This window comes from Mycolicibacterium thermoresistibile (assembly GCF_900187065.1).
In the GTDB taxonomy this organism is placed as follows: domain Bacteria; phylum Actinomycetota; class Actinomycetes; order Mycobacteriales; family Mycobacteriaceae; genus Mycobacterium; species Mycobacterium thermoresistibile.
In genome coordinates, this window is the sequence record NZ_LT906483.1 from 3248567 (window position 1) to 3266468 (window position 17902).

The 17902-nt window shown below is 67.7% G+C and carries 18 protein-coding genes; 8 read left to right on the plus strand and 10 right to left on the minus strand.

Annotated features, from left to right (window positions below; genetic code table 11):
- Positions 1 to 9: 9 nt before the first annotated feature.
- From CKW28_RS15220 to CKW28_RS15255, 8 genes are all read right to left on the minus strand, one after another.
- Entirely contained in the window at positions 10 to 519 is a 510-nt protein-coding gene (locus CKW28_RS15220; RefSeq protein WP_003927117.1) for a hypothetical protein, read from the minus strand.
- Positions 516 to 1121, minus strand: coding sequence for a TetR/AcrR family transcriptional regulator (locus CKW28_RS15225; protein ID WP_003927118.1), 606 nt, complete (start codon positions 1119 to 1121; stop codon positions 516 to 518). The genes CKW28_RS15220 and CKW28_RS15225 overlap by 4 nt, the downstream gene beginning before the upstream one ends.
- A 127-nt stretch (positions 1122 to 1248) precedes the next feature.
- Complete coding sequence (locus CKW28_RS15230) at positions 1249 to 2397, minus strand: acyl-CoA dehydrogenase family protein (RefSeq protein ID WP_003927119.1); 1149 nt, start codon at positions 2395 to 2397, stop codon at positions 1249 to 1251.
- A gap of 26 nt (positions 2398 to 2423) precedes the next feature.
- Entirely contained in the window at positions 2424 to 3569 is a 1146-nt protein-coding gene (locus CKW28_RS15235) for a thiolase family protein (RefSeq protein ID WP_003927120.1), read from the minus strand.
- 90 nt (positions 3570 to 3659) lie between these two features.
- Positions 3660 to 4895, minus strand: a complete 1236-nt coding sequence (locus tag CKW28_RS15240) for a CaiB/BaiF CoA transferase family protein (RefSeq protein ID WP_003927121.1) — start codon at positions 4893 to 4895, stop codon at positions 3660 to 3662.
- A gap of 33 nt (positions 4896 to 4928) precedes the next feature.
- Positions 4929 to 5687, minus strand: coding sequence for an SDR family NAD(P)-dependent oxidoreductase (locus CKW28_RS15245; RefSeq protein ID WP_003927122.1), 759 nt, complete (start codon positions 5685 to 5687; stop codon positions 4929 to 4931).
- A gap of 62 nt (positions 5688 to 5749) precedes the next feature.
- Positions 5750 to 6928, minus strand: a complete 1179-nt coding sequence (locus tag CKW28_RS15250; protein WP_061252239.1) for an acyl-CoA dehydrogenase family protein — start codon at positions 6926 to 6928, stop codon at positions 5750 to 5752.
- 151 nt (positions 6929 to 7079) lie between these two features.
- Positions 7080 to 8375, minus strand: coding sequence for an amidohydrolase family protein (locus tag CKW28_RS15255; protein ID WP_095176453.1), 1296 nt, complete (start codon positions 8373 to 8375; stop codon positions 7080 to 7082).
- 234 nt (positions 8376 to 8609) lie between these two features.
- On the opposite strand from CKW28_RS15255, the gene CKW28_RS15260 reads away from it, so the two are divergent.
- From CKW28_RS15260 to CKW28_RS15290, 7 genes are all read left to right on the plus strand, one after another.
- Positions 8610 to 9140 (plus strand): carboxymuconolactone decarboxylase family protein, encoded by a 531-nt coding sequence (locus CKW28_RS15260; protein ID WP_003926147.1) that lies wholly within the window; start codon positions 8610 to 8612, stop codon positions 9138 to 9140.
- A 4-nt stretch (positions 9141 to 9144) separates the two neighbouring features.
- Positions 9145 to 10482, plus strand: coding sequence for an SRPBCC family protein (locus CKW28_RS15265; RefSeq protein WP_003926146.1), 1338 nt, complete (start codon positions 9145 to 9147; stop codon positions 10480 to 10482).
- Positions 10475 to 10819, plus strand: a complete 345-nt coding sequence (locus CKW28_RS15270; RefSeq protein ID WP_040547126.1) for a hypothetical protein — start codon at positions 10475 to 10477, stop codon at positions 10817 to 10819. Before CKW28_RS15265 ends, CKW28_RS15270 begins: the two co-directional genes overlap by 8 nt.
- A gap of 2 nt (positions 10820 to 10821) precedes the next feature.
- The gene (locus CKW28_RS15275) at positions 10822 to 12039 is read left to right on the plus strand and encodes a metal-dependent hydrolase family protein (RefSeq protein ID WP_003926144.1); all 1218 of its coding nucleotides are present in this window, start codon (positions 10822 to 10824) and stop codon (positions 12037 to 12039) included.
- Positions 12026 to 12454, plus strand: a complete 429-nt coding sequence (locus tag CKW28_RS15280) for a nuclear transport factor 2 family protein (protein ID WP_003926143.1) — start codon at positions 12026 to 12028, stop codon at positions 12452 to 12454. Before CKW28_RS15275 ends, CKW28_RS15280 begins: the two co-directional genes overlap by 14 nt.
- Positions 12451 to 13590 carry an acyl-CoA dehydrogenase family protein gene (locus CKW28_RS15285; protein ID WP_003926142.1) on the plus strand — a complete coding sequence of 380 codons (1140 nt, stop codon included), beginning with the start codon at positions 12451 to 12453 and terminating at the stop codon, positions 13588 to 13590. The genes CKW28_RS15280 and CKW28_RS15285 overlap by 4 nt, the downstream gene beginning before the upstream one ends.
- 77 nt (positions 13591 to 13667) lie before the next feature.
- A complete protein-coding gene (locus CKW28_RS15290; protein ID WP_085975160.1) occupies positions 13668 to 14408 on the plus strand; it encodes an acyl-CoA dehydrogenase family protein in 741 nt (246 codons plus the stop codon).
- 25 nt (positions 14409 to 14433) lie between these two features.
- Here CKW28_RS15290 and CKW28_RS15295 read toward each other — a convergent pair whose 3' ends face one another.
- The gene (locus tag CKW28_RS15295) at positions 14434 to 15960 is read right to left on the minus strand and encodes an adenylate/guanylate cyclase domain-containing protein (RefSeq protein WP_003926140.1); all 1527 of its coding nucleotides are present in this window, start codon (positions 15958 to 15960) and stop codon (positions 14434 to 14436) included.
- 9 nt (positions 15961 to 15969) lie between these two features.
- On the minus strand, positions 15970 to 16752 hold the full coding sequence (locus CKW28_RS15300; protein ID WP_003926139.1) for an enoyl-CoA hydratase: 783 nt from the start codon (positions 16750 to 16752) through the stop codon (positions 15970 to 15972).
- A gap of 204 nt (positions 16753 to 16956) precedes the next feature.
- On the opposite strand from CKW28_RS15300, the gene CKW28_RS15305 reads away from it, so the two are divergent.
- Positions 16957 to 17679, plus strand: coding sequence for a TetR/AcrR family transcriptional regulator (locus CKW28_RS15305; protein WP_081475523.1), 723 nt, complete (start codon positions 16957 to 16959; stop codon positions 17677 to 17679).
- The last annotated feature ends 223 nt before the right edge of the window (positions 17680 to 17902 follow it).

A 17902-nucleotide genomic window follows, 5' to 3' on the forward strand; every position in this document is an offset into this window, starting at 1 on the left:
GTCGACGTCTCAGCTGGCCGGGATGAGATCGGACACCATCGGCAGCCGCGTCATGACGCCGCTGCGGAAGGTCTCGGTGCCGGTGACGAAATCCGCCTCCAGATCATTGGCGGCAGCCAACGCCTGCGCCTTGAAGGCCCTTGCCGCCGCGCTCAACTGGTGTTGGACCGCACCGATTCCGTCGCTGAGTTCGGCGGGCCACCGATCGCCCCACAGCGTCACCTCGGTGTGGCCCTGCTCCAGCGCGCCGAGCACGCCCCGGCGCACCCGGGGGTCCCGGTCGAACAGGTCCGCGGCCACCGCGACGGTCTGCGGATGCGGGCGGCCCTCCCAGCTGGCCAGCACGTCCTCGAGCGGCAGCGTGGCCACCCCGAGGATCTGCAACGGCCGGATGTCGGCGCGATCCTCGGTCAGGACCGTCACGTCCCAGCCGGCCATCACCCGGTCGACGATCCAGCCGCCGGCATTGCGGACCACATCGACCACATCGTGCGCCACGACGTCGAGGCGGTACCTCATGTCGGGTTCGGCGGCGCGAAGTCCCGCTCGAGCATTTCGGCGTACCCCTTGAACACCTCGGCCACTGGTATCGAAGGGTCGAGTAACCATGACGTCTCCATTCCGTTGACGAAGGCGATGATCTCCACGGCCTTGGTGGCCGCGTCGAAATCTGAGCGATAGCGGCCGGATTCCTGCCCCCGGCGGATCAGATCCGCGACGATGTCGATCGCCGCGCGTTGCCGCGCCAGCATCCGGTCGTGCAGCGGCGCCTCCGGTTGGATGTTCTCCACCAGCAACACCGTGAAGGTGCCGACGAGATGCGGTGCGCGGTCGAACCGCTCGGCCACCCGGGCGATCTCGGCGATCAGATCGCCGGACCGGTCGGCGTGCGCGTCGTCGTCGGCGTCGCGGGCGTCCAGCACCGCGTTGAGCAGAGCCTCCTTCGACTCGAAGTGGTGCAGCAGTCCGGCCGGGCTCACCCCGGCCTCCTTGGCGATCTGAGCCAACGAGGTGTTGCGCCACCCGTTGCGTGCCAGCAACCGTTCGGCCACCGCGAGAATGCGCTGCCGACGATCCTCGCCCTTGGCGAGCAGCGTCTCGTACGGCCGGGTCTGGGTCACTGAACTCCCTGGTTCATCCAACTGACTGAACACACAGTAGGTTGGTTTGCGCCCTGTGACAAGGGTCTCAGCGAAGAAATTTCCGGACGCCCCTCACATCGGGGGTGAAGCGCCGGTCAGGCGGCGGTCACAGGCCCAGCGATTTGGCGATGATCACCTTCATCACCTCGCTGGTGCCGGCGTAGATCCGCGCGACGCGGGCGTCGGTGTACAGCCGCGCGATCGGGTACTCCATCATGTAGCCGTAACCGCCGAACAGCTGCAGGCAGCGGTCCACCACCCGGGCCTGCATCTCGGTGCAGAACAACTTCACCCGGGCCGCGTCCGCGCCGGACAACTGCCCGTCGACGAGGTCGAGCACCGCGCGGTCGAGCATGGCCTGGGCCGCCTCCACCTCCGCCGAACAGGCCGCGAGTTCGAACTTGGTGTTCTGGAACGATGCGACCGGGGTGCCGAACGCCTTGCGGCTCTTGACATATTCGATCGTCGTGTCGATCGCCGACCGGGCCTGGGCCACCGAGCCGACCGCCACCGTCATACGTTCCTGGGCCAGGTTGTGGCCGAGGTAGCTGAACGCCTCCCCCTCCTCCCCCAGCCGGTTGGCCACCGGCACCCGGACGTCGGTGAACGACAGCTCGGCGGTGTCCTGGACCTTGCAGCCCATCTTCTCCAGTTCCCGGCCCCGGGTGAATCCGGGCATCCCGTCCTCGACGACGAGCAGGGTCAGCCCGCGCCGGCGGTTGTCCGGGTCGGTGGAGGTGCGGGCCACCACGATCACCAGGTCAGCCTGGATACCGCCGGTGATGAACGTCTTGGCGCCGTTGAGGATGTAGTCGTCGCCGTCCCGCACCGCGGTGGTGCGCACCCCGGCCAGATCGGAGCCGGTGCCGGGCTCGGTCATCGCGATCGCGGTCAGCAGCTTGCCCGCGGCCAGACCCGGGAACCACCGGGCGCGCTGTTCCTCATCGGCGTAGTGTAGGAAGTACGGCAGGATCACGTCGAGCTGGGTGCGCACCGTCGACAACGTCACCAGCGCCCGCGCCGCCTCCTCCTGCAGCACCACGTTGTAGCGGTAGTCGACGATGCCCGCGCCGCCGTACTGCTCCGGGATCGCCATGCCGAGCATCCCCAACGACCCCATCAGCTCGAACGCCTCGCGGGGCATCCGTCCGGCCTTCTCCCAGTCCGGGTAGTTCGGGACGACTTCCTTCTCGATGAAGTCGCGGGCCAGTTCCCGGAACGCCTCGTGGTCGTCGGTGAAGACTTCACGGCGCACGGCGCCTCCTTTTCCAGCGTGAGTTGTCAGGCGAGGAGTTCGACCACGGTGGCGTTGGCGGTGCCGCCACCCTCGCACATGGTCTGCAGACCGTACCGAATTCCGTTGGCGCGCATGTGATGCACCATGCGGGTCATCAGCACGGCCCCGGAGGCGCCCAGCGGATGGCCGAGCGCGATCGCACCACCCAGCGGATTGAGTTTCGCGGGGTCGGCCCCGGTTTCGGCCTGCCAGGCCAGCGGCACCGGGGCGAAGGCCTCGTTGACCTCGAACACGCCGATGTCGTCGATGTTCAGGCCGGTCTTGCGCAACACCTTCTCGGTGGCCGGGATCGGCCCGGTGAGCATCAGCACCGGGTCGGCGCCGGTGACCGCGCCGGCGCGATACCGCACGATCGGCGTGAGACCGAGAGTGACCGCGGTTTCGGCGGTCATCACCAGCAGGGCGGCAGCGCCGTCGGAGATCTGTGACGAGTTGCCGGCGTGGATGACGCCGTTCTCGGTGAACGCGGGTTTGAGGGTCGCCAGCTTCTCCACGGTGGTGCCGCGGCGGATTCCCTCGTCCTCGGTCACCACCGCGTCGTCGGTGAACACCGGGACGATCTGATCCTTGAAGGCTCCGCTACTCTGCGCAGCGGCCGCACGCTCGTGGGACTGCGCGGAGTACTCGTCGAGCCGGGTGCGGGAGAGATTCCACCGCTCAGCGATCAGCTCGGCGGAGATGCCCTGGTTGAACCCGAAGTTGTCGTAGCGTTCGAGCACTTTGGGCCCGTAGGGCATACCGGTGGCGCGGGCCGCGCCCAGCGGTACCCGGCTCATCACCTCCACCCCGCCGGCGACCACGACATCCTGTTGTCCCGACATCACCGCGTGCACTGCGAAGTCCAGCGCCTGCTGGCTGGATCCGCAGGCCCGGTTGACCGTGGTGCCGGGGATGGTCTCCGGCCAGCCGGCCGCCAGCACCGCATACCGGCCGATGTTGCTGGACTGGTCGCCGACCTGCGAGACACACCCCCAGATGACGTCGTCGATCAGCTCCGGGTCGATCCCGGCGCGCTCGACCAGTTCGCTGAGCACCACCGCGGACAGGTCGGCCGCGTGCACATCGGCCAGGGCGCCGTTGCGTTTGCCGACCGCGGTGCGCACCGCTTCGACGATCACTGTCTCACGCATGGGATCTCCGTTCCTCACAGCCGGGGCCGGTGCCCGTCCGGCCGACGCTGATTCCTCATACCGAAGCTGGTTTGTCGAGCTGGTCTCAAGCTAGTTGTAGGCCGGACCGATCGCGCCCTGTTCGCGCAGCGCGGCGATCTCGTCGTCGGTCATGCCCAGCAGGCCACTGAGCACCGCGTCGGTGTGCTGGCCCAGACCGGGCACCGGGCCCATCGGTTGTTCGAAGCCCTCGATCACCGGGGGTGGGCGCAACGCCGTGATCTGACCGTTCGGGGTGTCGACGGGCCGCCACCGGTCGCGGGCGCTCAGGTGCGGGTGGGCGACCACCTCGCTGGGCAGGTTGTAGCGCGAGTTGCCGATTCCGGCGTCGTCGGCGGTCTTCTGGATGTGGGCGAGATCGTGCCGGGCGCACCACGCGGCGATCGCCTCGTTGAGGACGTCGCGGTGGCGCACCCGATCGGAGTTGGTGGCATACGCCGGATCGTCGGCCAGGTCGGGCCGCTCGATGATGTCGCGGGCCAACCGTTGCCACTCCCGGTCGTTGGTGGTGCCCAGCACCACGGTCTGCCCGTCGCGGGTGCGGAACGCCCCGTAGGGGGCGACGGCCGGCGAGCTCATGCCGAGCGGTTGCTGGTCGACGCCGGAGTGCTGGGTGTAGGTCAGCTGATACCCCATGATGTCGGTCATCGTGTCGAACAGGCTGACCGCGACGGCCGGCACCGGTCCGGGGGTCGCCCGGTCGCGGCGGTCCCGTCCGTAGAGCAATGCCATGACCGACAGTGCGGCGTACAGGCCGGTCGAGATGTCGGCCACCGGCGGACCGGGTTTGGCGGGCATGCCCGGATATCCGGTGACCGCGCACGCCCCGGATTCGGCCTGGATCAACAGGTCGTAGGCGCGTTTGTGGGAGATCGGCCCGCCGGCGCCGTATCCGTCGATCTGCACCGGCAGCACCCGGGGGTGGGAGGTCTTGAGGTCGTCGGCGGCCAGACCCATCCGGGCCAGCGCGCCCGGGGCCAGGTTCGACACCAACACGTCCGCCTCGTCGAGCAGCCGGTGCAACACGGCCATGCCCGCCTCGGACTTGAGATTGAGCGTGACCGATTCCTTGCCGCGGTTGGCCCACACGAAGTGCGCTGCCTGCCCCTTGACGACGTCGTCGTAATGGCGGGCGAAATCGCCGCCGTCGGGATTCTCCACCTTGATCACCCGGGCTCCGAAGTCGGCCAGCACCCGGGTGCACATCGGCGCGGACACCGCCTGCTCGAGCGCAACCACCGTGATGCCGGCCAGCGGAGCGGGATCGGCGTGTTCTGATTCAGCCATCGCGGGCCATCATCACATCCGCACGGCCGATCATCACATCACCATGCCACCGTCGACCGGCAGCACCTGGCCGGTGATGTACGACGCCGCATCGGAGGCCATGAACACGAACGCCCCGGCTATCTCGGCCGGCTCGGCCCACCGCTTCAGCGGGATGCGGTTCATCATGTTCGCGGCGAACTTCTCGTTGGTCCGGATGGTCTCGGTCATCGGGGTCGCGGCGAGCGGCGCCAACGCGTTGACCATGATGTTCTTCCCGGCGAGTTCACGCGCCAACGACTTGGTGAACCCGATGATGCCGGCCTTGGCCGCCGAGTAGTTCACCTGCCCCAGCGTTCCGGTGAGGCCGGCCGCGGAGGTGACGTTGACGATGCGGCCGGTGCCGTCGGTCGGGATGTGCGGCAGTGCCGCCTGGGTCACGTTGAACGCGCCCATCACGTGGATGTCGAACAGCATCCGGAACGACTCCGGGGTGGTCTTGGGGAACATCGCCGGCGCGGTCACGCCCGCGTTGTTGATCACGATGTGCAGCTCACCGTCGGCCAGCGCGGCCGCCTGGTGGGCGGCCGCCTCCGCCGCGGCGCGGTCGGTGACGTCCAGCGCGGCCGGTTGCGCCGTCGCCCCCGTCGCGGTGATACGGTCGGCGACCGCGGCCGCGGCGTCCTTGTCGACGTCGGTGACGAGCACGGCCGCTCCGGCATCGGCGAGCGCCTCGGCGACGGCCGAGCCGATACCGCCGGCGGCGCCGGTGACCAGTGCCGAACGTCCGCTCAGATCGAAGTAGCTGGGCATCGAGAACTCCTGGATTTCAACAACTCCGGGACGCCGGGAACGCCGGGCCCGCCGTCCCCGGATCAGTAGCTTCGGGGCAGGCCGAGGACGTGCGACCCGAGGTAGTTCAGAATCATCTCCTGGCTCACCGGGGCGATCTTCATCAGCCGCGATTCCCGGAAGAAACGGGAGATGCTGTACTCCTCGGAGTACCCCATGCCGCCGTGGGTCTGCAGGGCGCGGTCGGCCGCGGCGAACCCCGCGTCGGCGCACAGGTATTTGGCCATGTTGGCTTCCCGGCCACAGGGTTTGCCGTTGTCATAGAGCCAGGTCGCCTTGCGCAGCACCAGTTCGGCGGCGTCGAGGCGGGCCAGCGAGTCGGCCAGCGGGAACTGGATGCCCTGATTCATCCCGATCGGGCGGTCGAACACATGCCGTTCGTTGGCGTATTTGACCGCCCGGTCCAGTGCGACCCGGCCGATGCCGAGCGCCTCGGCGGCGATCAGCATCCGCTCGGGGTTCAGCCCGTGCAGGATGTAGGAGAAGCCCTTGCCCTCCTCACCGATCCGGTCCTCCACCGGAACCCGGAGATCGTCGATGAACAGTTCGTTGGATCCGACGGCGTTTCGGCCCATCTTCTTGATCGGCCGGATGTCGACGTGGTCCCGGTCGAGATCGGTGAGAAACAGCGACAACCCGTCGGTCTTCTTGGTGCCTGGTCTTTCGGCGGCGTCAAGAGGCTCGGTGCGGGCCAGCAGCAGGATCTTCTCGGACTCCATCGCCTTGGAGATCCACACCTTGCGTCCGTTGACGACGTAGTGGTCGCCCTCGCGCCGGGCGAAGGTGGTGATCCGTGTGGTGTCCAGGCCGGCGCCCGGTTCGGTGACGCCGAAACAGACGTGCAGCGAGCCGTCGACGATGCGGGGCAGGGTGGCCGCCTTCATCTCGTCGGAGCCGAACAGCACCACCGGCTGCATGCCGAAGATGGACAGGTGGATCGAGCTCGCGGCGTTCATCCCGCCGCCCGAGCGGGCCACCTCCTCGGCCAGGATGGTGGCCTCGGTGATGCCCAGACCGTGTCCGCCGTACTCCTCGGGGATGGTCATGCCGAGCCATCCGCCGCCGGCGATCGCGTCGTAGAACTCCTGCGGGAACTCGTGATTGAGATCCTTCTCCATCCAATAGGTGTCGTCGAACTTCGCGGCCAGCTCCCGCACCGAGGCGCGGATGAGTTCCTGATCCTCGGTCAGCTCGAAGTGCATACCGCCCGACACGTGTGTTTCTCCCTCTTGATCTCGGATGGAGCGACTCTCGATCGTCCGCTCGGGTTGTGTGGCACCGGTTGAGGCCCCACCGGGTGGCCCAGCCGCCGCGGCGCACCGACTCCCGCCGGCGCGCCCCGCCGTCCGTGGGTCAGTCCTTGACGCCGGTGACCGCCTTCGCATTCGCCTGGAAGTCGGCGAAGCTCGCGCCGGTCTTGTCCTTCTTGCTGAGTGCGCGGATGGAGACGTCGTGGCCTTCGGCGGCTTTGCGTAGGGCTCCGACGGTGGCTTTGTCGCGGGGGATGTGGGTGAAGGGGTCGAAGGAGTACCAGCGCATGGCGTTTTCGTGGGTGATCTTGTTGATCTCGTCGTCGGGGACGTTGTTGGCGGTCAGCACCTCCCACAGTTCCTCCGGCGCGCCGGGCCACATCGAGTCCGAGTGCGGGTAGTCGGCTTCCCAGCAGATGTTGTCGATGCCGATGCGGTGGCGTAGTTGCACCCCCACCGGATCGGAGATGAAACAGGTCAAGAAGTGCTCCCGGAACACCTCGCTGGGCAGTTTGCCGCCGAAGTCCTGATGGGTCCAGGTCGAATGCATGTCATAGGTGCGGTCCACCCGTTCCAGAAAATACGGGATCCAGCCGGTGCCGCCCTCACTGAGCGCGATCTTCAGATCCGGATACTTCTTGATCGGCGCCGACCACAACAGATCGGCGGCGGCCTGCACGATGTTCATCGGCTGCAGGGTGATCATCACATCCATCGGCGCGTCCGGGGCGGTGATCGCCAACTTGCCCGACGAACCGATGTGCACGTTGAGCACCATGTCGGTGTCACACAACGCCTCCCACATCGGCTTCCAATAGTCCAGATCGTGAAAACTCGGATACCCCATCGCCGCCGGATTCTCGGTGAACGTCAACGCGTGCACCCCCTTGGCGGCGACCCGGCGGATCTCATCGGCACACAACTGCGGATCCCAGATCACCGGCAACGCCATCGGGATGAACCGGCCCGGATACGCCCCGCACCACTCCTCGATATGCCAATCGTTGTACGCCCGCACCAACGCCAACGAGAACTCACTGTCCTCGGTGACGAACAACCGCCCCGCAAACCCCGGAAACGACGGAAAACAGATCGACGCCAAAATCCCCCCGGCGTTCATGTCCTTGACCCGCTCATCGACCTGCCAACACCCCGGCCGGATCTCATCGAGCCCCTGCGGCTCCAGCCCGTACTCCTCCTTGGGCCGGCCCGCCACCGCATTGAGCGCCACATTCGGGATCACCACATCCCGAAACTGCCAGGTATCCGAACCATCCGGGTTGTGCACCAACCGCGGCGCATCATCGAGATACTTCCTCGGCAGATGATTGCGGAACATATCCGGCGGCTCAACCGTGTGATCATCCACGCTGATCAAGATCATGTCGTCCTTCTGCACAGCGGCACCTCCCTGATCCCCGACAGCTCCGTCCGGGCGTGTTCTCGATCTTTGAAAACTATCTTCTCATCCGATGAGAATCAACGTTTGACCCTTGCCTCGACCCTCGTCCGGCACCGAGCTCGCCCGCTCGGCGCCCTCGCGGCCACCTCGGCATTGACCTTCGCGGCAAAAGGTGGAAATGTATTAGTCGCAAATGAGAACGTGATTCTCGTCAGCGAGAGGAGGCTGGTCGTGCGGCTGGCGCCGTTACCGGCGGAGCAATGGGATGACGAGGTGCTCAGCGCGCTCGCCGTCATGCTTCCCGAGGAACGCCGTAATCCCGACGGTGCGGGCACCGCGTTGTCCACGCTGGTGCGTCATCCCCGGCTGACCAAGGCGTTCCTGCGGTTCAGCAATCACCTGTTGTTCCGCTCGACCCTGCCGCCGCGGCTGCGGGAGCTCGCCGTGCTGCGGGTGGCGCACCGCCGCAGCTGCGATTACGAGTGGGCGCATCACGTCTTCATCGGCAAGGCCGAGGGCCTCACCGACGACGACATCGCGGGCGTCCAGCGCGGTGCCGTCGACGACCCGTTCGACCAGGCGGTGCTCGACGCGGTCGACGAACTCGAGGAGCATTACCGGATCTCCGACGCGACGTGGGCGACCCTTGGCGCCCGCCTCGACGAGCGGCAACTGATGGATCTGGTTTTCACAGTCGGCTGCTATGGCCTGATGGCCATGGCCTACAACACTTTCGGCATCACGCCCGAGACAGGGAGGTAGAAGGGTGGCACATTTTCCCAAGCCCGCCGTCGGTAGCTGGACCGAGAACTGGCCCGAGCTGGGCACAGCACCGGTCGATTACACCGACTCGATCGACCCGGAGCAGTGGAAACTCGAACAGCAGGCCATCTTCCGCAGGCTGTGGCTGCACGTCGGCCGGGTGGAGCGGCTACCGAAGGCCGGCAGCTACTTCACCCGGGAGATGCCCTCGGTCGGCGCCGGAACCTCGATCATCGTCAACCGGGACAAGGACGGCACGATCCGCGCGTTCTACAACCTGTGCCGCCACCGCGGCAACAAACTGGTGTGGAACGACTATCCCGGCGAGGAGGTCTCGGGGACCTGTCGGCAGTTCACCTGCAAGTACCACGGTTGGCGCTATGCGCTCAACGGTGACCTGACCTTCATCCAGCAGGAAGACGAGTTCTTCGACGTCGACAAGGCCGACTACGGCCTCAAGCCGATCCGGTGCGAGGTGTGGGAGGGCTTCATCTTCGTCAACTTCGACGACGACGCCGAACCGCTGGAGGACTACCTCGGCGAGTTCGGCCAGAACCTGAAGGGCTATCCCTTCCACGAGATGACCGAGGTGTACAGCTACCGCGCGGAGGTCAACGCGAACTGGAAGCTGTTCATCGACGCGTTCACCGAGTTCTACCACGCGCCGGTGCTGCACAATAAGCAGGCGGTCAAGGAGGAGGCCGAGAAGCTCGCCAAATACGGCTACGAGGCCCTGCACTACGACATCAAGGGCCCGCACTCGATGATCTCTTCGTGGGGCGGGATGGCCCCGCCCAAGGATCCGAGCATGGTCAAGCCGATCGAGCGGATCCTCAACAGCGGGTTGTTCGGCCCGTGGGACCGCCCCGACATCAAGGGCATCGCCCCCGACGAACTGCCGCCGGCGATCAACCCGTCCCGGCAACCGTTCTGGGGTCAGGACAGCTTCGAGTTCTTCCCGAACTTCACGCTGCTGATCTGGGCTCCGGGGTGGTATCTCACCTACAACTACTGGCCCACCGACGTCACCAAGCACATCTTCGAGGCGTCGCTGTACTTCGTGCCGCCGAAGACCACCCGCCAGCGGTTGGCCCAGGAACTGGCCGCGGTGACGTTCAAGGAGTACGCGTTGCAGGACGCGAACACGCTGGAGGCCACCCAGACCCAGATCGGCACCCGCGCGGTGACCGAGTTCCCGCTGTGCGACCAGGAGGTGCTGTTGCGCCACCTGCACCACACCGCGCATCAGTACGTCGACAAGTACAAGGAAGAACTCGCCCAGAAGGCCCAGCAGACCAACGGGTCGAAGAAGGAAGGCGCCAGGAGCACCGCACATGTCTGACACCAGAGAACCCATGCTGCCCGACGAATTCGCCGATCTGGAGAAGTTCAGCGATTGGTGTCTGGCCACCGAGCCGGAACGCTACGCCAAGCGGCTGGCCTCCAGCATGGCCGAGATGCAGGAGTTCTACGACGCGGGTATGGCCAGGCTCGAGGACATCATGGAGTACCTCGACTCCCGGTTCCCGCTGCACCAGATGCCGCCGAAGGCGAAGAACCTGATGCACCTCGCCCAGTCGGTGGTGATGGTCAGCTTCCCGATCGAGGTGTGGAAGCAGCCGCGGGTACTCGACAGCGGCGCCACCTGGCTGGAGATCGTCCAGGAGCCGGTGGTCTGAGCGTGCTGACGCTGCGAGCGGCGGGCCTGCTGGACGTCGACGCCGGCGAGATCGTCCGGCCGGGGCTGGTCCGCATCGTGGACGACCGCATCGTCGGCGTCGGCGGCCCCGAGGGGGGTCACGTGATCGATCTGGGCGACGCGATCCTGTTGCCCGGGTTGATGGACATGGAGGTCAACCTGCTGATGGGCGGCCGGGGGGAGACCCCCGGCCTCTCCCAGGTTCAGGACGATCCGGCGACCCGGGTGCTGCGCGCGGTCGGCAATGCGCGCCGCACGCTGCGGGCCGGGTTCACCACCGTGCGCAACCTCGGACTGTTCGTCAAGACCGGGGGGTATCTGCTCGACGTCGCGCTCGGCAAGGCGATCGACGCGGGCTGGATCGAGGGGCCGCGGGTGGTGCCCGCCGGGCACGCGATCACCCCGACCGGCGGGCACCTCGACCCGACCATGTTCGCGGCGTTCATGCCCGGCGCGCTCGAACTGACCGTCGAGGAGGGCATCGCCAACGGCGTCGACGAGATCCGCAAGGCGGTGCGCTACCAGATCAAGCACGGCGCCCAGGTGATCAAGGTGTGCTGTTCGGGCGGTGTCATGTCGCTCACCGGAGAGGCCGGAGCACAACACTATTCGGACGAGGAACTGCGGGCGATCGTCGACGAGGCGCACCGCCGCGGGCTCAAGGTGGCCGCGCACACGCACGGCGCGGAAGCGGTGAAGCACGCGATCGAGTGCGGCATCGACTGCATCGAGCACGGGTTCCTGATGGACGACGAGGCCATCAAGATGCTCGTCGACAACGACCGGTTCCTGGTGTCGACACGACGGCTGGCCGAGTACATGGACGTCTCCAAGGCGCCGCCGGAATTGCAGGCCAAGGCCGCCGAGATGTTCCCCAGGGCGCGCACGTCGATCAAGGCCGCGTTCGAGGCCGGCGCGAAGATCGCCGTCGGCACCGACGCTCCGGCGATCCCGCACGGCCGCAACGCCGAGGAACTGGTAACCCTGGTCCAGTGGGGTCTGCCGCCCGCCGCGGTGCTGCGCGCCGCCACGGTGACCGCCGCGGACCTGATCGGCCGGTCCGACCTGGGCCGCATCGCCGAGGGATGTCTCGCCGACATCGTCGCGGTACCGGGCGACCCGCTGGCCGATATCGGCGTTACACGAGAAGTCAATTTTGTAATGAAGGGCGGTGAGGTCTTCCGACATGACGCGAACTGACGATCTCGTCGAGATCCAGCAGCTCCTGGCCAAGTACGCGGTCACCATCACCCAGGGCGACATCGACGGGCTGATCTCGGTGTTCACCCCCGACGGCAGCTACAGTGCGTTCGGGTCGACCTACACCCTGGCCCGGTTCCCCGAACTCGTCGCGGCCGCCCCCAAAGGCCTGTTCATGACGGGCGAGTCGCTGGTGACGTTCGACGCCGACGACCCGGACAAGGCGTCCGGCACCCAACCCCTGTGCTTCATCGAGCATTCCACGCACGACATGCGCATCGGCTACTACAACGACACCTACGTCCGCACCGCGGACGGCTGGCGGCTGCGCACCCGCGCCATGACATTCATCCGGCGCAGCGGCGCGCACGACTCCGGCCGCCCCCACGCGATCGGCCGGCCGGAGGCCGGATGAGCGTCGACTTCTCCAGTCCCGCCGAGTTCCGCACCGCCCTGGTGGCCTGGCTCGACGAGCGACGCGAGTCGGGCGAATTGACCCCGCCCACCGGCGAGCCGACGCTGGAGGACACCATGCGGCAGTTCGCCCGGGTGCTGCGGATGCTCTACGACGCCGGCTGGAGCCGCTACGGCTGGCCCGAGCGGGCCGGCGGTCTCGGCGGTCCCGACATCCTGCGCGCGATCGTCGGCGAGGAGGTGGTGGGCCGCCGGCTGGCCGAGCCCGGACCGTACTCGATGCTGGAGGTGCTGGCGCCGACGATGATCGACTACGCGCCACCGGAACTGGCCGCCGAGATGGTGCCGAAACTGCTCAGCGGCGAGGAGCAGTGGTGCCAGGGCTTCTCCGAACCGGGCGCGGGCAGCGACCTGGCGTCGCTGAGCACCCGTGCGGTGCGCGACGGCGACCGGTGGATCATCAACGGCCAGAAGGTCTGGACCAGTTTCGCCCAGTATTCGCACCGGTGCATCCTGCTCACCCGCACCGGTGACGCGAACACGCCCAACCACCAGGCGATCTCGGCGTTCTTCATCGACCTCGACACCCCGGGCATCACCGTGCGCCCGCTGCGCACCATGCACGGTGTCGACGAGTTCTGCGAGGTCTACTTCGACGACGTGGCGGTCGACGACAGCCGGATGCTGGGCCGTCCGGGAGACGGCTGGCAACTCGCGATGGATCTGCTGCCCTATGAACGCTCCACCTGCTTCTGGCAGCGCATCGCCTACCTGTACTCGCGGCTCGACGCGTTGATCGAGGAGGTCAAGCGGGTCGGTCAGGCCGTCGACGCCGATCTCGGCGAGGCCTACCTGGCGCTGCACACCCTGCGCTGCCGGTCCCGGGAAACCCAGCACCGGCTGGCCGACGGCCACAAGCTGGGGCCGGACACCTCCGTCGACAAGGTGTTGCTGGCCGGCGCCGAGCAGCTGTTCTACGACACCGCCCGCAATCTGCTGCCCGGGGTCATCGAACTGGAGGGCACCGACTGGCGTCCGGAGTTCCTGTACTCGCGCGCCGCCACCATCTACGGCGGCACCGCGGAGGTGCAGCGCAACATCATCGCCCGGCGGCTGCTGGACCTCGGAAAGGAGTGAGCGTGCCGGACATCTCGGGTCGATCCGACCTCGACGCCGAATCCCTCGAACTGCTCGAAGACGGGTTGCGCAAGACGATGCTGTCGGCGTCCGGCGCCGAGCTGGACGCCGCCCTGGGTGAGCTCGGATGGGCGCAGATGCTCGAGGACATGCCGGACACCGCGATCCCGCTGGTGTTCCGGTTACTCGGGGAAACCGGTTCGCACGCTTCGGTGCTCAACGACATCGTGCTGGAGACGATCGGCGCGCTGCCCGGCGGCACTCCCCCGCTGCCGTACGCCGGCGGCACCTGGGTGGTGTGGGAACGCACCCCCACCACCGAGGGCAGCCTCGGCGGGTTGCCGCTGCGACGGGTGCCCGACGGCGAGAGCATGCGGCTCGGCGAGGCGCGCAAGGCGGTCGGCTGGTGGCTGGTGGGCTCGGCGCGGGCCATGTTGACCCTGGCGCGGCAGCATGCGCTGGACCGCGTCCAGTTCGGCAAGCCGATCGCCTCGTTCCAGGCGGTGCGGCACCGGCTGGCCGAGACGCTGGTGGCGATCGAGGGCGCCGAGGCGGCGCTGCGGCTGCCCGGCACCCAGAGCCCCGATCTGACCGCCATGTTGGCCAAGGCGGCCGCCGGGAAGGCGGCGCTCACCGCGGCCCGGAACTGCCAGCAGGTGCTGGGCGGGATCGGTTTCACCGCCGAGCACGATCTGCACCGGCATGTGCAACGGGTGCTGGTGCTCGACGGATTGCTGGGCAGCGCAAGGGAACTCACCCTCCGGGTCGGCGCGGGTCTGCGGGCCAGGGGTTCGGCGCCCCGGCTGGCCTACCTGTAGCCCGCAAGTCCGACAGTCCGGGCGCTCAACCGGCGGCCGGGTCGTCCGGGCCCGCCGGTTCGGCCAGTTCGGTCGGTTCGGCACGCCCGCGCAGCAGCGCCGAACCACGTCCGACCCATCGGGTGTGTTCCTCGGGCTGCGCGGCCGCCAGGGCGGCTCCGGACGCGAGCACCCGTGTCGCAACGTGTTTGGCGCGGTCGGCCAGCCGGGACGCCTCGTTCACCGGATCACCGATCACCGTGTACTCGTAGCGGTGCTCGCCGCCGATGGTGCCGGCGAACACCCGGCCACAGCTCACCCCGATCCCGAAATCCAGACCGGGCAGGTCGCGGAGCCGGGACGCCAACCGGCGCGCGGTGCGCAGCGCCGCCGCGGCCGGATCGTCGATCCGCAGCGGGGCCCCGAACACCGCCAGCACCGCATCGCCCTGGAACTTGTTGACCAGACCGGCCCCGTCCTCCACCGCGGTCACCACGATCTGGAAGAAATCGTTGAGGATCCGCGCCACGTCCTCGGGTGGCCGGGACGCCGCCAGCGTGGTGGACCCGACCAGGTCCACGAACAGCACGCCGACCTCGCGCACGTCGCCACGCAACGCCTCGCCGTGTTCCACGGCCTCGCGGGCCACATCGGTGCCGACGTAACGGCCGAACAGGTCACGCAGCCGTTCCCGTTCGGCCAATCCGGCCACCATGCTGTTGAAACCCGCCTGCAGCCGCCCGATCTCGGACGGCTCGTAGACGTCGACCGCTGCCGGGCGCCCGCGTTCCACCTCCCGCATGGCCAGCACCACCTCGTGCACCGGATCCGAGATCGACCGCGCCACCAGCACGGCCGCCGAGATCCCCAGCACCACCGAGACGCCCATCATGACCAGGATCGGCCGTTCGATCGGGGCGGACGCCTGCAGGAACCAGCCCCGTGAGCGGGCCAGCACGATCGTCACCACCCCCAGCGCGGGCAGCACGCTGAACAGGATCCAGACGTAGAGCAGCCGGCCGAGCGGCCCGGGCAGCTGAATCCTCGCGGTGGAGTTCGTCATCGCCGCCGCGATGATCGGGCGCAGGGTCCTGGTGGTGATCAGATAACCGATGCACGCCGTGGTCATCGCGCCGAACAGGATGGCGCCGCCGATCACGAACGCGACGCCACCGGGAGCCTGCAGGTTGAGCACCATGAACACGGTGCCGCTGACGATCCAGACCGCGAATTCGATGCCGGTCTGGCGCAACGGGATCCGCAGGGCGGCGCGTTGCTGCTCGGGGGTCGGTCCGGCCCCGCCGGCGAACCATCGGAAGGTGGGCCGCATGGTCAGGATTCCGACCGCCGAGTCGACCGCCGCCGACAGCACGACCAGCACCACGAAGGCGATCAGGTTCTCGCGGGTGAGCAGCCGGCGCACATCGCCGACGGTGTTGTCGGCGAGCACCACGATCACCGCCAGCACCGCGGCCGCGGCGGTGAGGTGCGCCGCGGTCAGCCGGGCGGCGTAGGTGACCCCGATCCGGTTGGCCCCGACCTGATCAGCCCTGGCCCGCCGCGCACCGGTCACCTCTGCACGCTACTTGATGTTGGCCTTCATCTCCTCGATGTCGACCAGCACCGGCCATCCGCTCACCGACATCGCGTTGCCGTGTCCGGTCTGGTGGATGTCGAACACCGACTGGATCGCGGCGTAGAAACCCTGGACGTCGAGGGTCTGATTGACCGCCCGCTTGGCCTGCCGCAGGGCGAACGGAGGCATCTTGGCGATCTCGCCGGCCAGCGCCCGGGTCTCCGCGTCCAGCCGGTCCCGGGGCACGACGCGATTCACCATGCCGGTCTGCGCGACCTCCTCGGCGGTCATCGCCCGCCCGGTGAACAGGATCTCCTTCGCTTTCCGGGGCCCCAGCTCCCAGGTGTGACCGTGATATTCGACACCCCCGATGCCCATCAGAACGACCGGATCGGAGAACAGCGCGTCCTCCGCGGCGATGATCAGGTCGCACGGCCAACACAGCAGCAAACCCCCGCTGATGCACCGGCCCTGGACCGCCGCGATGGACGGCTTCGGCACGTTGCGCCAGCGCAGGCTGTATTCGAGGTAGCGCCGACTCTCGTGGGCGTAGATGAACTCCAGGGTCAGCTTGTCGGGCACCGGCCCGCCGCCCCGCAGGTCGTGGCCGGCCGAGAAGTGCTTGCCGTTGGCGCGCAGAACGATCACCGAGACGTCGTTGTCCTCGGCGGCACGGGTCCACGCGGCGTCGAGCTCATCGAGCAGTTCGGGGTTCTGCGCGTTGGCCGCCTCCGGCCGGTTCAGCGTGATGGTCGCGATGCGGTCGCTGACGTCATAGTCGATGTACATCTCGGTCCTCTGCTCGGGTCGGCTCGGCCGGCGCCACGACGGGGCCACAACCGGGCGGGCTCACCGCGGTGATGTGGCGTTGCAGCGGCGAGAGCGAGCAAAATCGACGAAGAACTTCTGTATTCACTGGAATGAGAATAGTATTCTCGCCATGAGAAAGTTACAATCTCTGACACGATGGCCGCGAGGGGGTCTAGCAGCGCGATGCACAGACAATCTCCGGTACAGTCGTCTCATGCTCTTTCCACCGGCCCGTCATCTGAGCGAAAGGTGACCACTCCCAGCGAGGAGCCGGCCTGGAAGCAGCGTGCGGTCGAGCGCTCCATCAAGACGGCGAAGCTGCGGGCCGCCCAGCGCGTCCAGCGGTTCCTCGACGCCGCGCAGGCCATCATCATCGAGAAGGGCAGCACGGACTTCACCGTGCAGGAGGTCGTCGACCGGTCCCGTCAGTCGCTGCGCAGCTTCTACCTGCAGTTCGACGGGAAGCATGAGCTCCTGCTCGCCCTGTTCGAGGATGCGCTGAGCCGGTCGGCCGACCAGATCCGGGCCGCCACCGCCGGTAAGACCGATCCGCTGGAACGCCTCAAGACGGCCATCGAGTTGCTGTTCGAGTCGTCCCGGCCCGACCCGAACGCCAAACGGCCGCTGTTCACCGACTTCGCGCCCCGCCTGCTGGTCTCCCACCCCGAGGAGGTCAAGGTCGCGCACGCCCCGCTGCTCGCGCTGCTGACCGAGCTGATGGAGGAGGCGGCCGCCGCCGGCAAGCTGCGCGAGGGCATCAACCCGAAGCGGATGGCGGCGATGACCATGCAGACCGTGATGTTCGTGGCGCAGTCCAGCGGCGGGACCGGGGACGGCACCGTGCACCCCATCACCGCCGACGAGGTGTGGGACTTCGTCGCGCACGGTTTCGCCGCCGACGACTGAGCGGACCCCCTGCCGGATTCCCGGGCACCGAAACCGATCGGTGCCTCACCCCCGTGCGAGAACGCCGTTCTCATGTGGAGAGAGCTCTTGAGGCTCCGGTGCGCTCCGCCCCCGGGGCGAACCGCTGACATGACTTCGGTTATCCCCACCGCGCCCGGTGAACCCGGCGCCGGGGCCGAAAACCGTTCCGGCGCAGGCGCTTCATCGGCGGCGTCCGGGCCGA